This window comes from Neorhizobium sp. CSC1952 (assembly GCF_030378245.1).
Classification (GTDB): domain Bacteria; phylum Pseudomonadota; class Alphaproteobacteria; order Rhizobiales; family Rhizobiaceae; genus Neorhizobium; species Neorhizobium oryzae_A.
In genome coordinates, this window is the sequence record NZ_CP128416.1 from 418,460 (window position 1) to 436,849 (window position 18,390).

At 64.1% G+C, this 18,390-nt stretch carries 14 protein-coding genes; 11 read left to right on the top strand and 3 right to left on the bottom strand.

Features of this window, described 5'->3' with window-relative positions; all coding sequences use genetic code 11:
• The first annotated feature begins 72 nt into the window (after positions 1-72).
• From QTA58_RS02190 to QTA58_RS02200, 3 genes are all read left to right on the top strand, one after another.
• Positions 73-276: a hypothetical protein gene (locus QTA58_RS02190; protein ID WP_085423418.1), complete on the top strand. Its 204-nt coding sequence runs from the start codon at positions 73-75 to the stop codon at positions 274-276.
• Between the two features lie 197 nt (positions 277-473).
• A complete protein-coding gene (locus QTA58_RS02195; RefSeq protein ID WP_289671545.1) occupies positions 474-1,715 on the top strand; it encodes an efflux RND transporter periplasmic adaptor subunit in 1,242 nt (413 codons plus the stop codon).
• The gene (locus tag QTA58_RS02200) at positions 1,715-4,840 is read left to right on the top strand and encodes an efflux RND transporter permease subunit (protein WP_289673337.1); all 3,126 of its coding nucleotides are present in this window, start codon (positions 1,715-1,717) and stop codon (positions 4,838-4,840) included. The genes QTA58_RS02195 and QTA58_RS02200 overlap by 1 nt, the downstream gene beginning before the upstream one ends.
• Positions 4,841-4,990: 150 nt before the next feature.
• Here the strand turns inward: QTA58_RS02200 and blaOXA are convergent, their stop codons facing one another.
• Entirely contained in the window at positions 4,991-5,797 is an 807-nt protein-coding gene (gene blaOXA / locus QTA58_RS02205; protein WP_289671546.1) for a class D beta-lactamase, read from the bottom strand.
• Positions 5,798-5,901: 104 nt separating this feature from the next.
• Between blaOXA and QTA58_RS02210 the strand changes: the two genes are divergently transcribed.
• The 5 genes from QTA58_RS02210 to QTA58_RS02230 all read left to right on the top strand — a co-directional run bounded on the left by QTA58_RS02210 (position 5,902) and on the right by QTA58_RS02230 (position 9,875).
• Entirely contained in the window at positions 5,902-6,792 is an 891-nt protein-coding gene (locus QTA58_RS02210) for a LysR family transcriptional regulator (protein WP_085422791.1), read from the top strand.
• A 144-nt stretch (positions 6,793-6,936) separates the two neighbouring features.
• Positions 6,937-8,229 (top strand): Hsp70 family protein, encoded by a 1,293-nt coding sequence (locus QTA58_RS02215; protein ID WP_289671547.1) that lies wholly within the window; start codon positions 6,937-6,939, stop codon positions 8,227-8,229.
• A 195-nt stretch (positions 8,230-8,424) separates the two neighbouring features.
• A complete protein-coding gene (locus QTA58_RS02220) occupies positions 8,425-9,330 on the top strand; it encodes a uracil-DNA glycosylase (RefSeq protein WP_289671548.1) in 906 nt (301 codons plus the stop codon).
• Positions 9,331-9,502: 172 nt separating this feature from the next.
• Positions 9,503-9,694: a hypothetical protein gene (locus QTA58_RS02225; protein ID WP_085422787.1), complete on the top strand. Its 192-nt coding sequence runs from the start codon at positions 9,503-9,505 to the stop codon at positions 9,692-9,694.
• A gap of 25 nt (positions 9,695-9,719) precedes the next feature.
• A complete protein-coding gene (locus QTA58_RS02230; protein WP_289671549.1) occupies positions 9,720-9,875 on the top strand; it encodes a hypothetical protein in 156 nt (51 codons plus the stop codon).
• 12 nt (positions 9,876-9,887) lie between these two features.
• Here the strand turns inward: QTA58_RS02230 and QTA58_RS02235 are convergent, their stop codons facing one another.
• A complete protein-coding gene (locus tag QTA58_RS02235; protein WP_289671550.1) occupies positions 9,888-10,826 on the bottom strand; it encodes a DMT family transporter in 939 nt (312 codons plus the stop codon).
• Positions 10,827-11,139: 313 nt separating this feature from the next.
• Between QTA58_RS02235 and pepN the strand changes: the two genes are divergently transcribed.
• Positions 11,140-13,788, top strand: a complete 2,649-nt coding sequence (gene pepN / locus QTA58_RS02240; protein ID WP_289671551.1) for an aminopeptidase N — start codon at positions 11,140-11,142, stop codon at positions 13,786-13,788.
• A 161-nt stretch (positions 13,789-13,949) separates the two neighbouring features.
• Here the strand turns inward: pepN and QTA58_RS02245 are convergent, their stop codons facing one another.
• Positions 13,950-14,525, bottom strand: coding sequence for a TetR/AcrR family transcriptional regulator C-terminal ligand-binding domain-containing protein (locus QTA58_RS02245; RefSeq protein WP_289671552.1), 576 nt, complete (start codon positions 14,523-14,525; stop codon positions 13,950-13,952).
• Between the two features lie 121 nt (positions 14,526-14,646).
• Here QTA58_RS02245 and QTA58_RS02250 point away from each other — a divergent pair, with 121 nt between their 5' ends.
• Positions 14,647-15,846 carry an MFS transporter gene (locus QTA58_RS02250; RefSeq protein WP_289671553.1) on the top strand — a complete coding sequence of 400 codons (1,200 nt, stop codon included), beginning with the start codon at positions 14,647-14,649 and terminating at the stop codon, positions 15,844-15,846.
• A gap of 166 nt (positions 15,847-16,012) precedes the next feature.
• The gene (locus QTA58_RS02255) at positions 16,013-18,349 is read left to right on the top strand and encodes an ATP-binding protein (RefSeq protein ID WP_289673339.1); all 2,337 of its coding nucleotides are present in this window, start codon (positions 16,013-16,015) and stop codon (positions 18,347-18,349) included.
• Positions 18,350-18,390: the final 41 nt, after the last annotated feature.

The window sequence follows — 18,390 nt, forward strand, 5'->3', positions numbered from 1 at the left end:
CGAATGCGTTTCGCGGCGGGCAAGGCGGAGGACTATGATTCCGGAAGTTTCCTCAGCTTTCGGAGATCTCCCATGAAAATCGCAAGACTGGCACTTTCGGTGGTCGGCGCGCTGCTGGTCCTTCTCGGCCTCCTCTGGATCGGCCAGGGGACTGGCGCTTTCCCCTATCCGGCAACGAGCTTCATGATCAACCAGACACCCTGGATCATCAACGGCTTGATCGCCGCCGTCATCGGGCTTCTGCTCATCTGGGCTCCACGGCGGTTTCTCCGATAGCGGCATACGAGTTGGAGCAGCGCAGCCGAAGCGCGAGAAAGATTAACTCCAGTTCATCTAACCCATTCATTACTAACATTTAATCCGCTTTCACCGGCTCGTGAGCGGCAAGGACGGAATCGGTCTTTTTTGCGCCGCAATAAGGGCAGCTCGATGGATCGACATCATCGGGCAAACCAGAGGCAGACGGTGACCTCATGAAGAAGATCTGGATTTTTGCGGGCGTTCTTATCGTCGCCGGGGCTGCGGGCTGGGAATTCCGCGATCGGCTTCCATTCCTTTCATCTCTCATCCAGCAGGCTTCCGCCGATACCGGCGGCAATCAGCCGCAAACGGATCAGGGCCAGCAACGGCGCCGCGGCGGAGGCGGTCCGCCGCCTACCGTCAAGACGGTCGCCGCGACCCGCACCGCCCTGCCGATGGATGTCGCCGCCGCGGGTTCGGCCGATGCCGACGAGAACACCACGATCGCCGCGCAGGAACAGGGCCTCGTCGTCAGCATCGCCGCGAGCGACGGCGCATCCGTGAAGGCCGGCGACCTGATCGCCAAGCTCGACGACCGGACCGCAAAAGCCGCGCTCGCCAAGGACGAGGCGCTGCTCGTGCGCGACCAGGCGACGCTCACCCAGGCGGAAACCGCGCTTGCCCGCGCCGACGACCTCGTCCGGCGCAATGCCGGCACGCAGCAGGCCGACGACGAGGCGCGCGCCGCCCGCGACACGGCGGCCGCCACGGTCGATGCCGACAAGGCCGCCATCGCCGCCGATCAGGTAGCGGTGGAAAACACCGATATCCGCGCCCCGTTCGACGGCAGGCTGGGCGACATCGCACTGAGCACGGGAGCCTATGTGAGTGCCGGAACGGCGATCGTGACGATCGCCAAGTACGATCCGATCTATGTGCGGTTCCATCTGCCGGAAGCCTATCTCGGCGAGTTGAAGCAGGGGGCCTCTCTCAGCACGATCGCGGTCGACGCCGTGCCGCAGGGTGGCGGAACGGCGGCCAGGGGAACCCTGAGCTTCTTCGACAACACGGTGGATCCGGCCTCCGGCACCATCCTCGCCAAGGCGAAATTCGACAATCCCTCCGGCACTCTCTGGCCAGGGCAATCGCTGAACGTCACGGTGCATTTCGAGAGCGGCCGGAAGGACGTGGTCATACCGACGGTGGCCGTCAATCCGGGCGTCGACACCCCGTTCGTCTATGCGGTCGGCGAGGACAGGAAGGTGCATGTGACGCCGGTCAGGATCGCCCGCTCGAACGGCCCCGACACGGCGATCGCGAGCGGCCTTTCCGAAGGCACGCATGTGGTCGTGGAAGGTCAGGTGCAGCTCTTCGACGGCGCGGTCGTGACGGAGCAATTCGGCGGAGATCAGGCCAACGAGACCGCCTCCGCAGGCGACGACGATCAACCGGTGGACGTGGGAGAAGCGCAATGATGATCCCGCAATTCTGCATCCGCCGGCCTGTCGCCACCACGCTGCTTGCGATCGGCGCCGTACTCGCCGGCCTTGCCGGCTACCAGCTCCTGCCGGTCGCCGCGCTGCCGCAGGTGGATTTCCCGACGATCAACGTCTCGGCCCAGCTCACCGGCGCCTCGCCGCAGACCATGGCGACCGCGGTTTCGACGCCGCTCATCAAGCAGTTCGAGACGATCCCCGGCATCAGCGAGATCAGCGCCACGAACTCCCTCGGCAATACGTCGATCGTGCTGCAGTTCGACCTCAACCGGGATATCGACGCGGCCGCGGCCGACGTGCAGGCGGCGATCTCGCACGCGACACGGCAGCTGCCGGACAACATGACGACGCCGCCGAGCTATCGCAAGACCAACCCGGCCGATGCGCCGGTGCTGCTGCTTGCGGTCAAAAGCGATACGCTGCCGCGCAGCAAGGTCGACGAGATCGCCGAGGACGTCCTGTCCCCTGCCCTTTCGACGCTGCCGGGCGTCGCGGAAGTCTCGATCTTCGGCGCCCAGACCTATGCGGTGCGCGTCGAGCTCGATCCCGCCAGATTGCAGGCGCGCAATCTCGGCGTCGACACCGTCACCAACGCGATCGCCAATGCCAACAGCCAGGCGCCGGTCGGCTCGCTGGAAAACAACACCCAGCGGCTCACCATCAACGCCGATACGCAGCGCACCAATGCGGATCAGTTCCGCTCGCTGGTGATCGCCAGCCCGAACGGCGCGCCGATCCATCTCGGCGACGTCGCCGACGTTCAGGACAGCGTCGAAAATCTGGACGCCGGAAGCTGGTATGACGGCAACCAGTCGATCATCCTCGCGATCCAGCGCCAGCCGGACGCCAATACGGTGGACGTGGTGGACGCCGTGCGGGCGAAGCTTCCCTCGCTTTCGGCCGAGCTGCCCGCCTCGGTGTCGCTCAACGTGATGAACGACGCCTCGACGGCGATCCGCGCCTCGATTTCCGACGTGCAGTTCACGCTGATGCTGACCATCGCGCTCGTCGTGCTTGTCATCTATCTCTTCCTCGGCCGGATCACCGCCACCATCGTGCCGGCGCTCGCCGTGCCGCTGTCGCTGATCACCACGTTCGGCGCCATGTATGTGCTCGGCTACAGCATCGACAACATCTCGCTGCTCGGGCTGACGCTCTCGGTCGGCCTGGTGGTGGACGATGCGATCGTCATGCTGGAAAACATCATGCGGCATATCGAGGACGGCATGCCGGTGATGCAGGCGGCGATCCAGGGCGCGTCGGAGGTCAGCTATACGATCGTCTCCATGTCGGTGTCGCTGATCGCCGTCTTCATCCCGATCCTCCTGATGGGCGGGGTGGTCGGGCGGCTCTTCAATGAGTTCGGCATGGTCGTGGCGCTCGCCATCGTCGCCTCGGCGATCGTCTCGCTGACGGTGACGCCGATGCTCGGCTCGCGCCTTTCCGGCGGCCGTCACAGCCCCGGCCTGATGGTGCGCGTCTTCGATGCCGGTTTCAGCCGTACGCTGAGGGGTTACGACAAGGCCGTCGGCTGGTGCCTCGCAAACCGCGGCATCGTCATGCTCATCTTCCTCGCTTCGGTGGGCGGTTCGGCCTATCTCTTCAAGACCCTGCCCACGAGCTTCTTCCCGCAGGAGGATATCGGCCGGCTGACCATCTCCACGCAGGCCCGCGAGGACATTTCCTATCCGGCCATGCGCGACCTGCAAAGCCAGGTGGCCACGATCGTCGAGAAGAACCCGGCCGTCGCCCACATCACCTCGATCGTCGGCAGCAACGGCCGCAGCTCGCTCAACAACGGCACGATCTTCGTGGAGCTGAAGGACCGGGAAAAGCGCCCGCCGCTCGACCAGACGCTGCGCGACCTGAGGCAGGCGACGTCCAAGGTGGCCGGGATAAAGACCTTCATCACGCCGCAGCAGAGCCTGCGCTTCGGCGGCCGCTCCACCGCCAGCCAGTACCAGCTCGTCGTGCAGGCGCTCGACGCCGACCAGACGAACGAATGGGCGGGCAAGATCCAGGCCGCGATGCGCGCCGACCGAGCGCATTTCACCGACGTGACCTCGGATGCCCAGAACGCCGCGATCGAGGCGAACATCAAGGTCGATCCGGAAAAGGCGGCGTCGTTCGGCATTACCGACCAGGAATTGCGCGAAACGCTGCAGATGGCCTTCGGCGGCTATACCGCGGCCGAGATCCAGTCGACCGGCGACAGCTACGACGTCATCACCGAGTTCGACAATACCAAGCAGTGGAACGACCAGATGCTGCAGGACATCCGGGTGATGTCCGCCAACGGCTCGCTGGTGCCGCTCTCGAACTTCGCCGAGGTGGTGCGCCAGACCGCGCCGGTGACGATCAACCAGACGGGCCAGCTCGTCTCGACCACCGTGTCGTTCAACCTGCCGGCGGGCGTTTCGCTCTCCGACGCGACGGCGGCGATCGACGGGATCAAGGCGAACCTGCAGATGCCGAACGACGTGTTCACCTCCTACGGCGGCACGGCGCAGATCTTCCAGCAGAGCCAGGGCAACACGCCGCTTCTGATCCTCGCCGCCGTTCTGACCATCTATGTGGTGCTCGGCGTGCTCTACGAGAGCTTCATCCACCCGCTGACGATCCTCTCCGGCCTGCCGGCGGCGGCCTTCGGAGCGCTGCTGGCGCTGAAAATCTTCGGCTTCGACCTGTCGATCATCGCGCTGATCGGGCTTTTGATGCTGATCGGCATCGTCAAGAAGAACGCCATCATGATGATCGACGTGGCGGTGGAGACGATGCGCGCGAAGTCGGAGACGGCGAGTGCGGCGATCCACGAGGCCTGCGTCAGGCGCTTCCGGCCGATCATGATGACGACCTTCTGCGCGCTGCTCGGCGCGCTGCCGATCGCGCTCGGCACCGGCGCCTCCTCGGAGCTGCGCCAGCCCCTCGGCGTCGCGGTCGTCGGCGGGCTGATCGTCAGCCAGGCGCTGACGCTGTTCATCACGCCTGTCATTTTCGTGGAAATGGATCGGTTCGGGCGGTTTCTGGGAAGGCTCGGCCGGAGGAAGGATGGCGACCGGCATGAGGCGAACGACGATGTGCCGGCGGCGATCGCGGCGGAGTAAGCCCCCTCACCCGGCCTCCGCTTCGCTCGGCCACCCTCTCCCCAAGGGGAGAGGAGGGAATAGAAACGGCGCGGCAAATCCCTTCTCCCCAGCGGGGAGAAGGTGCCGGCAGGCGGATGAGGGGGAACCCACATAGGCCGGACTAAAAGGTCAAAACCCCTCCGCCAGCTTCGGAAACTCCCTGATCAGCCCGTCCCGCACCACGAAGCTGATCGGGTCGCCCTTGTAGCGCTTCGTATCCACCAGCAGCCTTGCGAAGATGACGCGGCGCTCGTCCTTCATCGCCCAGCCGACGAACCAGCCGAGCGGGCGGTCGTAGTCCACCTTGCCGGCCTTGTCGCGCAGCCAGCCGGAACCGGTCTTGCCCTGGATATCCCAGCCGTCGCCCGCCGGAAAATGCGGGATGATAGCGACCGTCATGTCGACGGCGTGTTCGGAGATCGGCAGGCCGCCCGTCAGGAAGCGGCGGATGAACTGCACCTGCTGGTCCGCGGAGATCTTCAGCGACGACATCAGCCAGGCTTCGGTCAGGCCGCCGGAAACGTCGCGGTTGCCGTAACCGAAGCGCTGGATGTAGTCGGCAAAGGCTTTGCTGCCGAGCTTGCGGGCGATCTCCTGCGAATACCAGACGATCGAATCCTTCTCCCAGATGACCGGATCGACATCCTTCTTCACCCGTTCCGGACCGCCGAACTTCGCCTGGTATTTCCAGCGCGGATTCTGCGCGTCGGTGAGGACACCCGCGTCATAGCCCATCATGGCCAAAGGCAATTTGAAGGTGGATTGGGGATAAAAGCCCTGATCGCAGGCGCCCTGGCGATAGAGCGGCTCGCCGCTATCCTCGTCGATGATGACGGTGCAGCGGATCGGTTCGGCCGCCTCCGCCGACGCGCAATCGAGAAAAGCCGCTGTAATTCCGAGAGAAAAGGCGAGAAGAAGAGAATTCCTGAAAGCCATGATCGTACTCCGCTGGGTTGGACACGGCTTTTCTAGGTCGCCTTGCGAGCCCCAATCAAACGATGATATCTGCGGTCAGGCATGAATCAAATTAGGGCATTGCCATGGTCCGGCCTTATTTGCCGCTGAACGCGCTGCGCGCCTTCGAGGCGGCCGCGCGGCACCTTTCCTTCACCCGTGCGGCGATCGAACTCTGCGTCACACAGGCCGCCGTCAGCCATCAGGTGAAGCTTCTGGAACAGCGGCTCGGCGTGACGCTCTTCCGCCGCCTGCCGCGCGGGCTGATGATCACCGAGGAGGGGCTGGCGCTTTTACCCTCGCTGCAGGAGAGCTTCGACCGCATGGCCGACATGCTGGACCGGTTCGAGGGCGGGCATGTGCGGGAAGTGCTGAAGCTCGGCGCGGTCGGCACGCTTGCGGTCGGCTGGCTGCTGCCGCGGCTTCACGACTTCCGGGAGAAATATCCGTTCGTGGACCTTAGGCTTTCCACCAACAACAATCGCGTCGACATCGCCGCCGAAGGGCTCGACTACACGATCAAGTTCGGCAACGGCGCCTGGCACGACATCGAGGCGGAAGCGCTGTTCGAAGCGCCGCTTTCGGTGCTCTGCATCCCGCCGATCGCCGGACAGCTCAAATCGCCCGAAGACGTGGCGCACCAGGTGCTACTCCGCTCCTACCGCGCCGACGAATGGCCGAGCTGGTTCGAAGAGGCGGGCGTCGCCTCGCCGCCGATCCGCGGCATGGTTTTCGATTCATCCGTGCTGATGATCGAGGCGGCGCTCCAGGGCGCCGGCGTGGCGCTCGCCCCGCCGCTGATGTTTTCCCGCCAGCTGGCGGCGGGCGCGATCGAGCAGCCTTTCGACATCTATATTTCCAAGGGAAGCTATTGGCTGACGCGGCTCAAGTCGCGGAGCGTGACGCCGGCCATGGAGATGTTCCGCAACTGGCTCGCGGAGCGCGCGGAGGAGACGCGGCGGCAGACGGAAAACTGACGCGGCCGGGGTTGCCATCCGCTTTCCCTTGTGCGATCACGCGCGCTCTCAAGACATTCGGGGCGCGACCAGGCGCCCTTTTCGCGTTCGGGGCCTTATTGGCTCCGGTTCAACGGTCTTCGGCGGGATAAAAGGAGCACGGCCATGGCACGGGCGCTCGGGCTTGATTTCGGCACGACGAATACGGTTCTGGCGCTTTCGGACGGCGATGCGGCCACGCATTCCATGTCGTTCGCCAGCAGCGCCGGCGTGACCGATACGATGCGCACCGCGCTCTCCTTCATGAAGGATCCGGTCATGGGTGCGCAGGCGCTGAAGGTCGAGGCCGGGCAGGCGGCGATCCGTCAGTTCATCGACAATCCGGGCGACTGCCGCTTCCTGCAGTCGATCAAGACCTTTGCGGCGAGCGCCCTCTTCCAGGGCACGCTGATCTTCGCCCGCCGGCACGTCTTCGAGGACCTGATGGAGATATTCCTGCGCCGCCTGAAGACCTATGCCGACGACAACTGGCCGACGGAAGTCTCCCGCGTCATCGCCGGCCGTCCGGTGCATTTCGCCGGCGCCAGTCCCGATCCGAAACTCGCCGTCGAGCGCTACAACGCGGCGCTGACGCGGCTCGGCTTTCCGGAAATCCACTATGTCTACGAGCCGGTGGCGGCGGCCTATTACTTCGCGCAGACGCTGAAGAGCGACGCGACCGTTCTCGTCGCCGATTTCGGCGGCGGCACGACGGACTATTCGCTGATCCGTTTCGAGCGCAAGGTCGGCAAGCTCGCGGCGACGCCGATCGGCCATTCGGGCGTCGGCATCGCCGGCGATCATTTCGACGCACGCATGATCGACAATCTGGTTGCACCGGAGATCGGCAAGGGCACGTTCTTCAAGAGCTTCGACAAGGTGCTGGAAGTGCCGTCCGGCTACTACGCCAATTTCAGCCGCTGGAACCAGCTCTCGATCTTCAAGACCACGCGCGAATTCAACGACCTGAAATCGCTGGTGCGCTCGGCGCTCGACCCCGACAAGCTGGAGCTGTTCATCGATCTCGTCGAACACGACGAGGGATATCCGCTCTACCAGGCGATCTCGGCCACCAAGATGGCGCTGTCGGGCGCCGAAGAGGCGGAGTTCCATTTCGCGCCGCTTGGGCGCGCAGGCCGCAGAACCGTGAAGCGCGCCGATTTCGAAAGCTGGATCGCCGAGGATCTCGCCCGTATCGAAGGCGCGCTGGACGAGGTGCTGGAAAAGACCGGCACCGAGCCTTCCGAAATCGACAAGGTATTTCTGACCGGCGGCACCTCGTTCGTGCCCGCGGTCAGGCGCATCTTCACCCGGCGGTTCGATGACGGAAAGATCGAAAGCGGCGGAGAGTTGCTGTCGATCGCACATGGTCTGGCGCTGATCGGCGAAAGCGACAACGTCCAGCAATGGGCGGCGTGAGGGGACAATGCCCCTCATCCGGCTGCCGCCACCTTCTCCCCGCAGGCGGGGGGAAGGACGCAAGCCGCAAGCTTCCAGTTCCCTCTCCCCGCCTGCGGGGAGAGGGCTAGGGTGAGGGGCAAATTCCATGTGCAATCGCTTGCCCAAAGGCAAAACCGGTTCCCACTCCCGGCCGAGTTGCTGTAGTGTAAAGTGATGAACGCCGCCAAAGACCTCGATCCGCCCGAGCTCGCCGCCCTTCTGCATTTCTATGCGGATTCGGGTGTGGAATGGCTCGTCGAGGACGAGCCGGTCGACCGGTTCGCGCAGTTCGCGGCGCAAAAGGCAGCGCAGGCGGAGGCGCGGATGCCGGCAACGGCGCGGCAGCCGCAGCCCACGCAGGACGAGCAGAACCCCACGTCGCGAACGGGAGAGACGGCTGCTTCGTCGAAGAAACGCACCGCTCCGGCCGCGCGATCCGCAGCGCCCGCCTCCCCACCCTCGGTCGCGGTGCCGGATGGAGAAGCGGTCGCAGCGGCGCGGTTTGCGGCCGAAAGCGCCCGGTCGCTTTCCGAACTCAGAACGGCACTCGAAGCCTTCAACGGATGCAATCTCAAGAACGGCGCCCGCTCCACCGTGTTCGCGAGCGGCGATCCGGCCTCCCGCCTCATGGTGATCGGCCCGATGCCGAATGCCGACGACGACCGGGACGGCATTCCTTTTTCCGGAAGACAGGGGCAGCTTCTCGACCGCATGCTCGGCGCGATCGGGCTTTCGCGCGAAGCGATGCTGCTCACCAATGTCATTCCCTGGCGGCCGCCCGGCAACCGCATGCCTTCGCAGGCGGAGCTCGATATCTGCCGTCCGTTCCTCGAACGGCAGGTGGCGCTCGCCGAGCCGAAATTCCTACTGCTGCTCGGCAATTTCCCCGCGCGTTTCTTCTTCGGCGGCAACGGCACGATCCACTCGATGCGCGGAGAGTGGCGCGATATTGCGTTTGCAGGGATCGATACGGCGGCGGTCGCGACGCTGCATCCGCAGGAGCTTCTTGCCGCGCCGGCCAACAAGGCGCTGGCCTGGCGGGACCTTCTGACCTTCAAAATGCGGCTTTCCGCCTCGTGATTGCCCGCATTTCCGGCAAATGCGCCGGAAATTTGCGCAAGGTTACGAAAATATGAAGATCGCCATGCATTTAGCGCATGGCAGTGCGGCGTTCTGTTGCATTGCAAAATCAACGTTGCACTGCAATATTAACGGCGTGTCTTGGGAGGAATAGGTTTAAGGAACCAAGGCCATGACTACGCGCTTCCGCCCGATCCATTCGGGCTTCGAAACCCTCCGGCTCGCAGGCCTCCCGCCGCGGTCGACGCAGGGCTATCACCGTTTCGGCTCCGCGACGAACGAGCAGATGACGTCCCGTGCGCTCGGCCGCCCGGCCGGCATCACGCGTCCGGCTGCCGTCTTCGCCGACTTCCGCGAACGCTGATCGAACTGAATAAAAGGAAGCTGCCATGACGACGGCCCTCCTCCATCCGATTCGTGCGCTGCGTGAAAACCTCTCGCATATCGGTGTTGCCGTGAACGCCTCGCGTGAACTCAGCCGTGCGGGCGCCGCCCGGTACAGTTCCGAAAAGGTCAATCCGGTCACGGCTGCCATTCCGCTCTGAAGCGTTCGGGTCTCACGCCCCCGGCGGCGAAGCCTTGCGCGCCGCCTTCCGCTCCAGTCCGAGCTGATGCTCGCGGTAGATGATGAAAATCCCGGCCGATACCGTGATCGCCGTGCCGACAAGCATGGCCACCGTCGGCACATCCCCGAACAGAACATAGGCGATGCCGATCCCGAGCAGGATCGAGGTATACTCGAACGGCGCGACCGTCGAGACGTCGGCATTGCGATAGCTTTCGGTCAGGAAGATCTGGCCGATCCCGCCGCAGAAGCCTGCGCCGATCAGGAACAGCGTTTCCGACGCGGTCGGCGCCACCCAGCCGAACGGCAGGCTGAGCAATGAGAACAGCGCCGCCGTCAGGGAGAAATAGAGCACGATCGTCGCCGTCTTCTCGGTGCGCACGAGCTGGCGCGTCTGGATCATCGCAAAACCCGCAAGCACGGCCGAGAGGAGAACCGCCGCCGCACCCATCGCCTGTTCCGAGCCCATGCCGCCATCCTCGAACATGGTCAGCTTCGGCCAGGAGATGATCACCACGCCGACCATGCCGACCATGACGGCCGTCCAGCGATAGACGCGCACCGTCTCCTTCAAAAAGATCGCCGCGAAGACGACGGCAAGCAGCGGCGAGGAATAGCCGATGGCGATCGCATCCGGCATCGGCAGGTGCACGAGCCCGTAGAAGCCGCAGATCATCGACAGGATGCCGAGGAAGCCGCGTTTCAGATGGCCGGACAGGCTGTCGGTGTGGAAGGAGCCGCGCAGCTCGCCCTGGACGGCGAGATAGGCCATGATCGGCACGAGCGCGAAGGCGGAACGATAGAAGGTGATCTGGCCGGCCGGGATATCGGGACCTGCGGACTTGATACAGGTCTGCATCATCACGAAAATCACCACGGAGGAGACTTTGAACATGATCCCCCGCAGGGGATTTAAGGCATCGGCGGCCATAACGACTCAAAGAAATTCCAGGCTCCGTTGGGCACGGAGCCTGGCTGGACGGGAGGATTCAGTTTGTCGGCAGAGTAACGGAAAAGTGGCATGAGCGGGATCAAAACTGATGATAGGTCCATCAATATCCGTGACTCGATGAAAATTTCCGCGAAATGTAATACAAAGGCACAGAATGTGTTTCATTTGGTCCCGGTTTCAACAATCGTTTAGCATTGCGTGCAAGTATGCGCGCGACATCGAGCAATGCTAAGATTAGCGGGCACGAAAGTGCTCCAGACGCCATTTCATTAAAGCCGGTTCAGGAAGCAACATGCGAACAGATACGGGCCAGATCGTCCATCTGGCAGATTACCGCCCCACCGATTTCGTCCTGGAGCGGGTCGACCTGACCTTCGAGCTCGATCCCACCCACACGAAAGTGGAGGCCCGGCTGATCTTCCACCGGCGCGAGGGCGCCGATCCTTCCGTTCCGCTTGTACTCGACGGCGACGAACTCACCCTTTCCGGCCTCCTGCTCGACCAGTCGGAAATCCCGGCCAGCCAATACGACGCGACGCCGGAAAGCCTGACGATCCGCGACCTGCCGGCCGAAACGCCCTTCGAGATCACCGTCACGACCTTCATCAACCCGGAAGCCAACAGCCAGCTGATGGGCCTCTACCGCACCAGCGGCGTCTATTGCACCCAGTGCGAGGCCGAGGGCTTCCGCCGCATCACCTATTTCCCGGACCGGCCGGACGTGCTGGCGCCCTATACGATCACCATCATCGCCGACAAGGCCGCCAATCCGGTCATGCTGTCGAACGGCAATTTTCTGGGCGGCGGCAATTACGACGAAGGCCGGCATTTCGCCGCCTGGTTCGACCCGCATCCGAAACCCGCCTATCTCTTCGCGCTGGTCGCCGGCGATCTCGGCGTGGTCGAGGACACGTTCACGACCATGTCCGGCCGCGAGGTGAAGCTGAAGATCTATGTCGAGCACGGCAAGGAGCCGCGCGCGGCCTACGCCATGGATGCGCTGAAGCGCTCGATGAAATGGGACGAGGAGCGGTTCGGCCGCGAATACGACCTCGACATCTTCATGATCGTCGCCGTCTCCGACTTCAACATGGGGGCCATGGAGAACAAGGGCCTCAACGTCTTCAACGACAAATACGTGCTTGCCGACCCCGAGACCGCGACCGACCAGGATTACGCGAATATCGAGGCGATCATCGCGCATGAATATTTCCACAACTGGACCGGCAACCGCATCACCTGCCGCGACTGGTTCCAGCTCTGCCTCAAGGAAGGCCTGACGGTCTATCGCGATCACGAATTCTCCGCCGACATGCGGTCGCGGCCGGTGAAGCGCATCGCCGAGGTGAGGCACCTGAAATCGGAGCAGTTTCCGGAGGATGCGGGACCGCTCGCCCATCCCGTCCGCCCGACGAAATACCGCGAGATCAACAATTTCTACACGACCACCGTCTACGAGAAGGGTTCGGAAGTCACCCGCATGATCGCCACGCTGCTCGGCAGAGGGGACTTCAAGGCGGGCATGGACCTCTATTTCGAACGCCATGACGGCCAGGCCGTCACCGTCGAAGATTACGTGAAATGCTTCGAGGATGCGAGCGGCCGCGACCTTGCCCAGTTCTCGCTCTGGTACCACCAGGCCGGCACGCCGCTCGTCACCGTTTCGAGCGACTACGACCAGAAGAAGGGAACGTTCACGCTCTCGCTCGAGCAGATGATCCCGGCCACGCCCGGGCAGCCGAACAAGGAGCCGATGCACATCCCGCTCTCGTTCGCGCTCATCCTCGACAACGGTTCGCTGGCGGCGCCCTCCGCAGTCAAGGGCGGCGAAGTGACGGGCGACGTGCTGCATCTGACCGAGCGCCGGCAGACCTTCACCTTCTCGGGCATCTCGTCGCGCCCGGTGCTGTCGCTCAACCGTTCCTTCTCGGCGCCGATCAACCTGCACCTCGACCAGACGCCGGCCGATCTCGCCCATATCGCCCGCCACGACACGGACCTTTTCGCCCGCTGGCAGGCGCTCACCGACCTCGCCATGCCGAACCTTATGCAGGCGGCGCGCGATGCCCGCGACGGCAAGGAGATCGCCTGCGATCCGGCACTGATCGCAGCCCTTCTGGAAGCCGCCGCCGACGAGGCGCTGGAGCCCGCCTTCCGCGCCCAGGCGCTGACGCTCCCGAGCGAAGCCGACATCGCCCGCGAACTCGGCAGCAACAACGATCCGGATGCCATCCATGCCGGCCGGAACGCCATCCTGTCGGCCATCGCAAAGGCAGGCGAGAAAACTTTCCTCGCGCTTTTCGACGGGATGAAGGTCGCCGGCTCCTATACGCCGGATGCGGGAAGCGCCGGCAAGCGGTCCCTGCGCAACACCGCGCTTTCCTATCTCACCTATGCGGAGGGAACGCCGGAGCGCGCCGCGAAAGCCTTTGCCGCGGCAGACAACATGACCGATCTGGCGCAGGCGCTGACCCTTCTCGCCCATCGCTTCCCGGATGCACCGGAGGCCGCCAATGCGCTCGACACGTTCCTGAAGCGGTTCGACGGCAATGCGCTCGTCATCGACAAGTGGTTCTCGATCCAGGCGACCATTCCGGGCGCGGCTGCGCTTTCCCGGGTCCGGAAGCTGATGGAAAACCCGCGTTTCGTCTCGACCAACCCGAACCGGGTCCGTTCGCTGGTCGGCACCTTCGCCTTCGGCAACCCGACCGGCTTCAACCGCGCAGACGGCGAGGGCTACCGGTTCCTCGCCGAACAGATCCTTGCGATCGATCCGAGGAACCCGCAGCTTGCCGCACGCATCCTCACATCGATGCGTTCCTGGCGGTCTCTGGAGCCGCAGCGCGCCGATCATGCCCGCGCGGCACTGATGACGATCGAACGCACCGAAACGCTTTCGACCGACGTGCGCGACATCGTCGAGCGCATGCTGAAGGGGTGAGTCTCAAGCGCGGGAGGTTTTGCGGATTGGGGTTCGACAGGCCCGCCAATCTCTCGTCCGTCATGCTCGGGCTTGTCCCGAGCATCTGCAACCCTTGCTTATCTCATCGTTGCAGATCCTCGGGACAAGCCCGAGGATGACGCCGAAAGCGAGGTTTGCCATTAGACCAGCCTCGAAAATTCGGCCCTACTTCCCAAAAATCGGCCGACCAGCGACCGGCAGTAGTCCGGCGTCGGTTCGCGATCCCGGAACAGGATGTGATAGACGATCGGCGCCACGACGAGATCGACCGCTTCGTTGATGTCGAAAGGCGTCTCGCCGCGCGCCGCAGCCCGTTCCCGCAACGTCTCCAGGTGATGGTAGGTATACTGGCAGCAGCGTGCCGCGGCTTCGCCTTCCGTGCTCGCCAGCACGTCCGACATCATCGCACGCCCGACCTTCGAGGACATTTCCTCGGCATATTGCACCATGAAGGTTTCGAGATCGGAGGCCATCGCGCCGGTATCCTCCGGATCGGCGATCGGCCGCATGCGGGCGACGGCGACATCCGCCAGAAGCTCGGAAAGATCGCCCCAGCGCCGGTAGATGGTCGACGGCGTCACCCCCGCCTTCTCGGCGATCATCGGCACGGTGATCCCGCTGCGGTCCATCCTCTTCAGAAGTTCCTGGACAGTGCGGTGCACCGCTTCCTGGATCCGGGCGCTACGCCCGCCCTGCCGCAACATCTCCCTGGCCATTTTTCTTCTCCCTGCCGGCGTGTTGCCGGAAAATCATTTCTCTTAATGCAAAGATATTGCATTAGCGGCTGAATGCAACTATATGCGCCTAACGCTAAAAAATTGCGTTAAGGTGAAAGCCATGACCAGCCTGCTCTCCGCCTCTCCCTCTCCGGCGGCCTTCCGGATGACCGTCTACAGCTTCATTTTCGCGGTGCTGATCTCCGCGACCAGCAGCGCCCCGACGCCGCTCTATCACCTCTATCAGGAACTCTTCCATCTCTCGCCGGCGATGATCACCTTCATCTTCGGCTCCTACGCCTTCGCGCTGCTTGCGGCACTTCTGACGCTCGGCGGCCTTTCAGACTATGTCGGCCGCCGGCCGCTGATCCTCATCGCCCTCCTCTTCAACGCCGCGGCGCTGGTGATCTTCCTCCTGGCCGATTCCGGCGGCATGCTGCTCGCCGGCCGCATCGTCCAGGGCATTGCGACCGGCATCGCCTTCCCGACCTTCGGCGCGGCGATCCTCGATACGGACAAGCGGAACGGCCCGATCCTCAACAGCATCACCGCGTTTCTAGGCCTAACGATCGGCACGCTTGCGGGCGGCACGCTCGTCGCCTTCGCGCCGGAACCGACGCATCTCATCTATGCGATCCTGTTCGTCGCGACGATTTTCGGCATCATCGCCCTTGCCTTCATGCCCGAGACCACTGCGGGACGGCCGGGCGCGCTCGGCGCGATGCGGCCGCGCATCAGCGTGCCGCAACGCGCCTGGGGACCGCTCATCAAGGTCACGCCCGTCAACGTGGCCGGCTGGGCGCTCGCCGGTTTCTATCTCTCGCTCATGCCGACGCTGGTCGCGGTCGCCACGGGCATCGCTTCGCCTTTTGTCGGCGGAGCGGTCGTCGCGACCTCGATGCTGAGCGCCACGATCTCGGTCTTCGTCTCCCGCACGCTGGCCCCGCGGCGGGTCCTGTTCGCCGCGACGAGCGGGCTCATCACCGGCGTTCTGATCACGCTCGTGGGCGTGGAGGAACAGGCCGTCGGACTTCTCTTCCTCGGCACCGCCGTTGCCGGCCTCGGCCTCGGATCGATCTTCGCCAACATCCTGAAGATCGTCATGCCGCTCGCCGAAAGCCATGAACGGGCGGGCCTGTTTGCCGCCTTTCTGGTCGAAAGCTATCTTGCCTTCGCGGTCCCCGCGATCGTCGCCGGCCTTGTCGCGCCGGCGCTCGGCCTCTCCATGACGGCCTATATCTACGGCGCCGTGATCATCCTGCTTGCCGCGATTTCCATCGCCGCCACCCGCACCAGCCTCGTCGAAAGCCCGGCCGTCTGACGGCCGGATCTCGCCTCGCCATCCGGGAATCTGGCCGATTCGCAATCGAATCAAATCGTTAAAAAAATCTTAGCAACCCTCTGGACACGAAGAATCACTAGTGATTCATTAAGTCAGATTCGGGCGAGCGGCGCGCCGAATCATCACGAGGGACCACATGAAGACGATGGCGGACGTGCGGCGGGCAACCGCGGCCGAAGGATGGCTGCGTTTCAAATTTCCGAGCCTGGCAAGTTTGGGGCGCGCCATTCCGAACGAGGCCGTCAGGCCGCTCGCCCGGCAGATGCCGCGGGTGGAACTGGTCCTGAAGCGTTCCATTCCGCTCCTCATCATCGCCTTCCTCACCGTCGTCGCGGCCGCCCGTATCCTGGGCATCATGGCCGAACATGGCCGGATGCAGGAAGCCGCGCAGCGATCGACCGCGCTGATCGCGACCGCGGCACGCGCAGCCTTCTCCGGCGACGTTGCCGTCTTCTCCAGCGCCGATCGCGCCGCGGCCGAAACGCGTCTCGGCTCCTTCCTGCCGCAGGGCCATCTGCAATCCGGCGCCTTCGTTCTCCTCGTCGATCAGGCCGGTCGCGTTTTCGGCGGCACCGCGGATGCCGCCGCCTATATCGGCCGGCGCCTGACATCCGTGCTGCCCGAGATCGCGGCGCTTCGCCGTTTCGACAACGACAGCGGTGTGATCGAGACCTATTTCGGCGAAATCCCCCACTATGCCGCGATCCGGCCGGTCGGCACCGAAGGTGCGCTGATCGTCGCGGCTCATTCGCTGGAAGACATCAACCGCCTGTGGCGTCACGAAGTCTCGCTCAACGTCACGCTCTTCACCGGCATCTCGGCGATCCTGCTCGTCATCCTCTACGCCTACTACATGCAGGTGAGGCGCGCGCGAGAAGCCGACGAGATCTTCGTCGAATCCAACCTGCGCATCGAGACGGCGCTGTCGCGCGGACGCTGCGGCCTTTGGGATTTCGACGTCACCAACAAGCGGCTCTTCTGGTCCGGTTCGATGTACGAGATGCTCGGCCTGCCGCCCGCCGGCAACGTGATCTCGTTTACGGACGCGGCGCGGATGATGCACCCGAGCGACGGCAACATCTATTCGCTCGCCCGCGCGATCAGCCGCGGCAATGCCAAGCAGGTGGACCAGATTTTCCGCATGCGCCATGCGGCCGGCCATTACGTCTGGATGCGCGCCCGCGCCCAGGTGGTGAAGACCGCCGCCGGCCGCACTCATGTCATCGGCATCGCCATGGACGTGACCGAGCAGCACCGTCTCGCCCAGCGTTATGCGGAGGCCGACCAGCGTCTGGCGGACGCGATCGAATGCACGTCGGAAGCCTTCGTGCTGTGGGACAAGAACGACCGGCTCGTCATGTGCAACACCCATTTCCAGCAGGCCTACGGACTGCCGGACAGCGTGCTGGTGCCGGGCACCGAGCGCGCCGCCGTCAACGCCGCGGCCGCCCGGCCGGTCATCGAGCGGCGCGTCGCCGATCCGGACGGCAGCGGCTTTTCCCGCACCACGGAAGTCCAGCTCGCCGACGAGCGCTGGCTGCAGATCAACGAGCGACGCACCCGCGACGGCGGCCTCGTTTCGGTCGGAACGGACATCACGCTCCTGAAGCGCCATCAGGAGCGGCTGCGCGACAGCGAGCGCCGGCTGATGGCGACGATCGGCGACCTGTCCTCCTCGCAGAAGAAGCTGGAGCGCCAGAAGGCCGAGCTTTCAGTGGCCAACGCCAATTACCAGGCGGAGAAGGAACGTGCCGAGGCGGCCAACAAGGCGAAGTCGGAATTCCTCGCCAACATGTCGCACGAGCTCAGGACGCCGCTCAACGCCATCCTCGGCTTCTCGGAAATCCTGGTGAACGGCATGTTCGGCCCGCTCGGCTCGCCGAAATATTCCGAATACTGCAAGGACATCCACGACAGCGGCAAGCACCTCCTGAACGTCATCAACGACATCCTCGACATGTCGAAGATCGAAGCCGGCCATATGCGCATCCAGTGCGAGCCGGTCGATCTGAAGCCGCTCATCGAGGAGAGCCTGCGCCTGACCTCGATCGCCGCCGAGCACAAGGCGATCGCCATCCGCCAGCGCCTTTGCGACAACCTGAACATGGCCGGCGACCGGCGGGCCTTGAAGCAGGTCATGCTCAACCTCCTTTCCAACGCCGTGAAGTTCACCAACGAAGGCGGCAAGGTGGAGCTCCGCGCCCGAAAGCTGGAGAAAGGCGTGGTGCTGACCATCGCCGATACCGGCATCGGGATTCCGCAGGAATCGCTCGGCAAGATCGGCCAGCCCTTCGAACAGGTGCAGAGCCAGTATGCGAAGAGCAAGGGCGGCTCGGGCCTCGGGCTCGCCATCTCCCGCTCGCTGATCGCGCTCCACGGCGGCACGATGCGAATCCGCTCGCAGGTCGGCAGGGGAACCGTCGTTTCGCTGCACATCCCCGAGCTGCCGCAGCAGGCGACGACCCGGAAAAGACCGGCCTGACGGAAACGCTCTAAGGGGAGCTGGACATTTTACAATCGCCC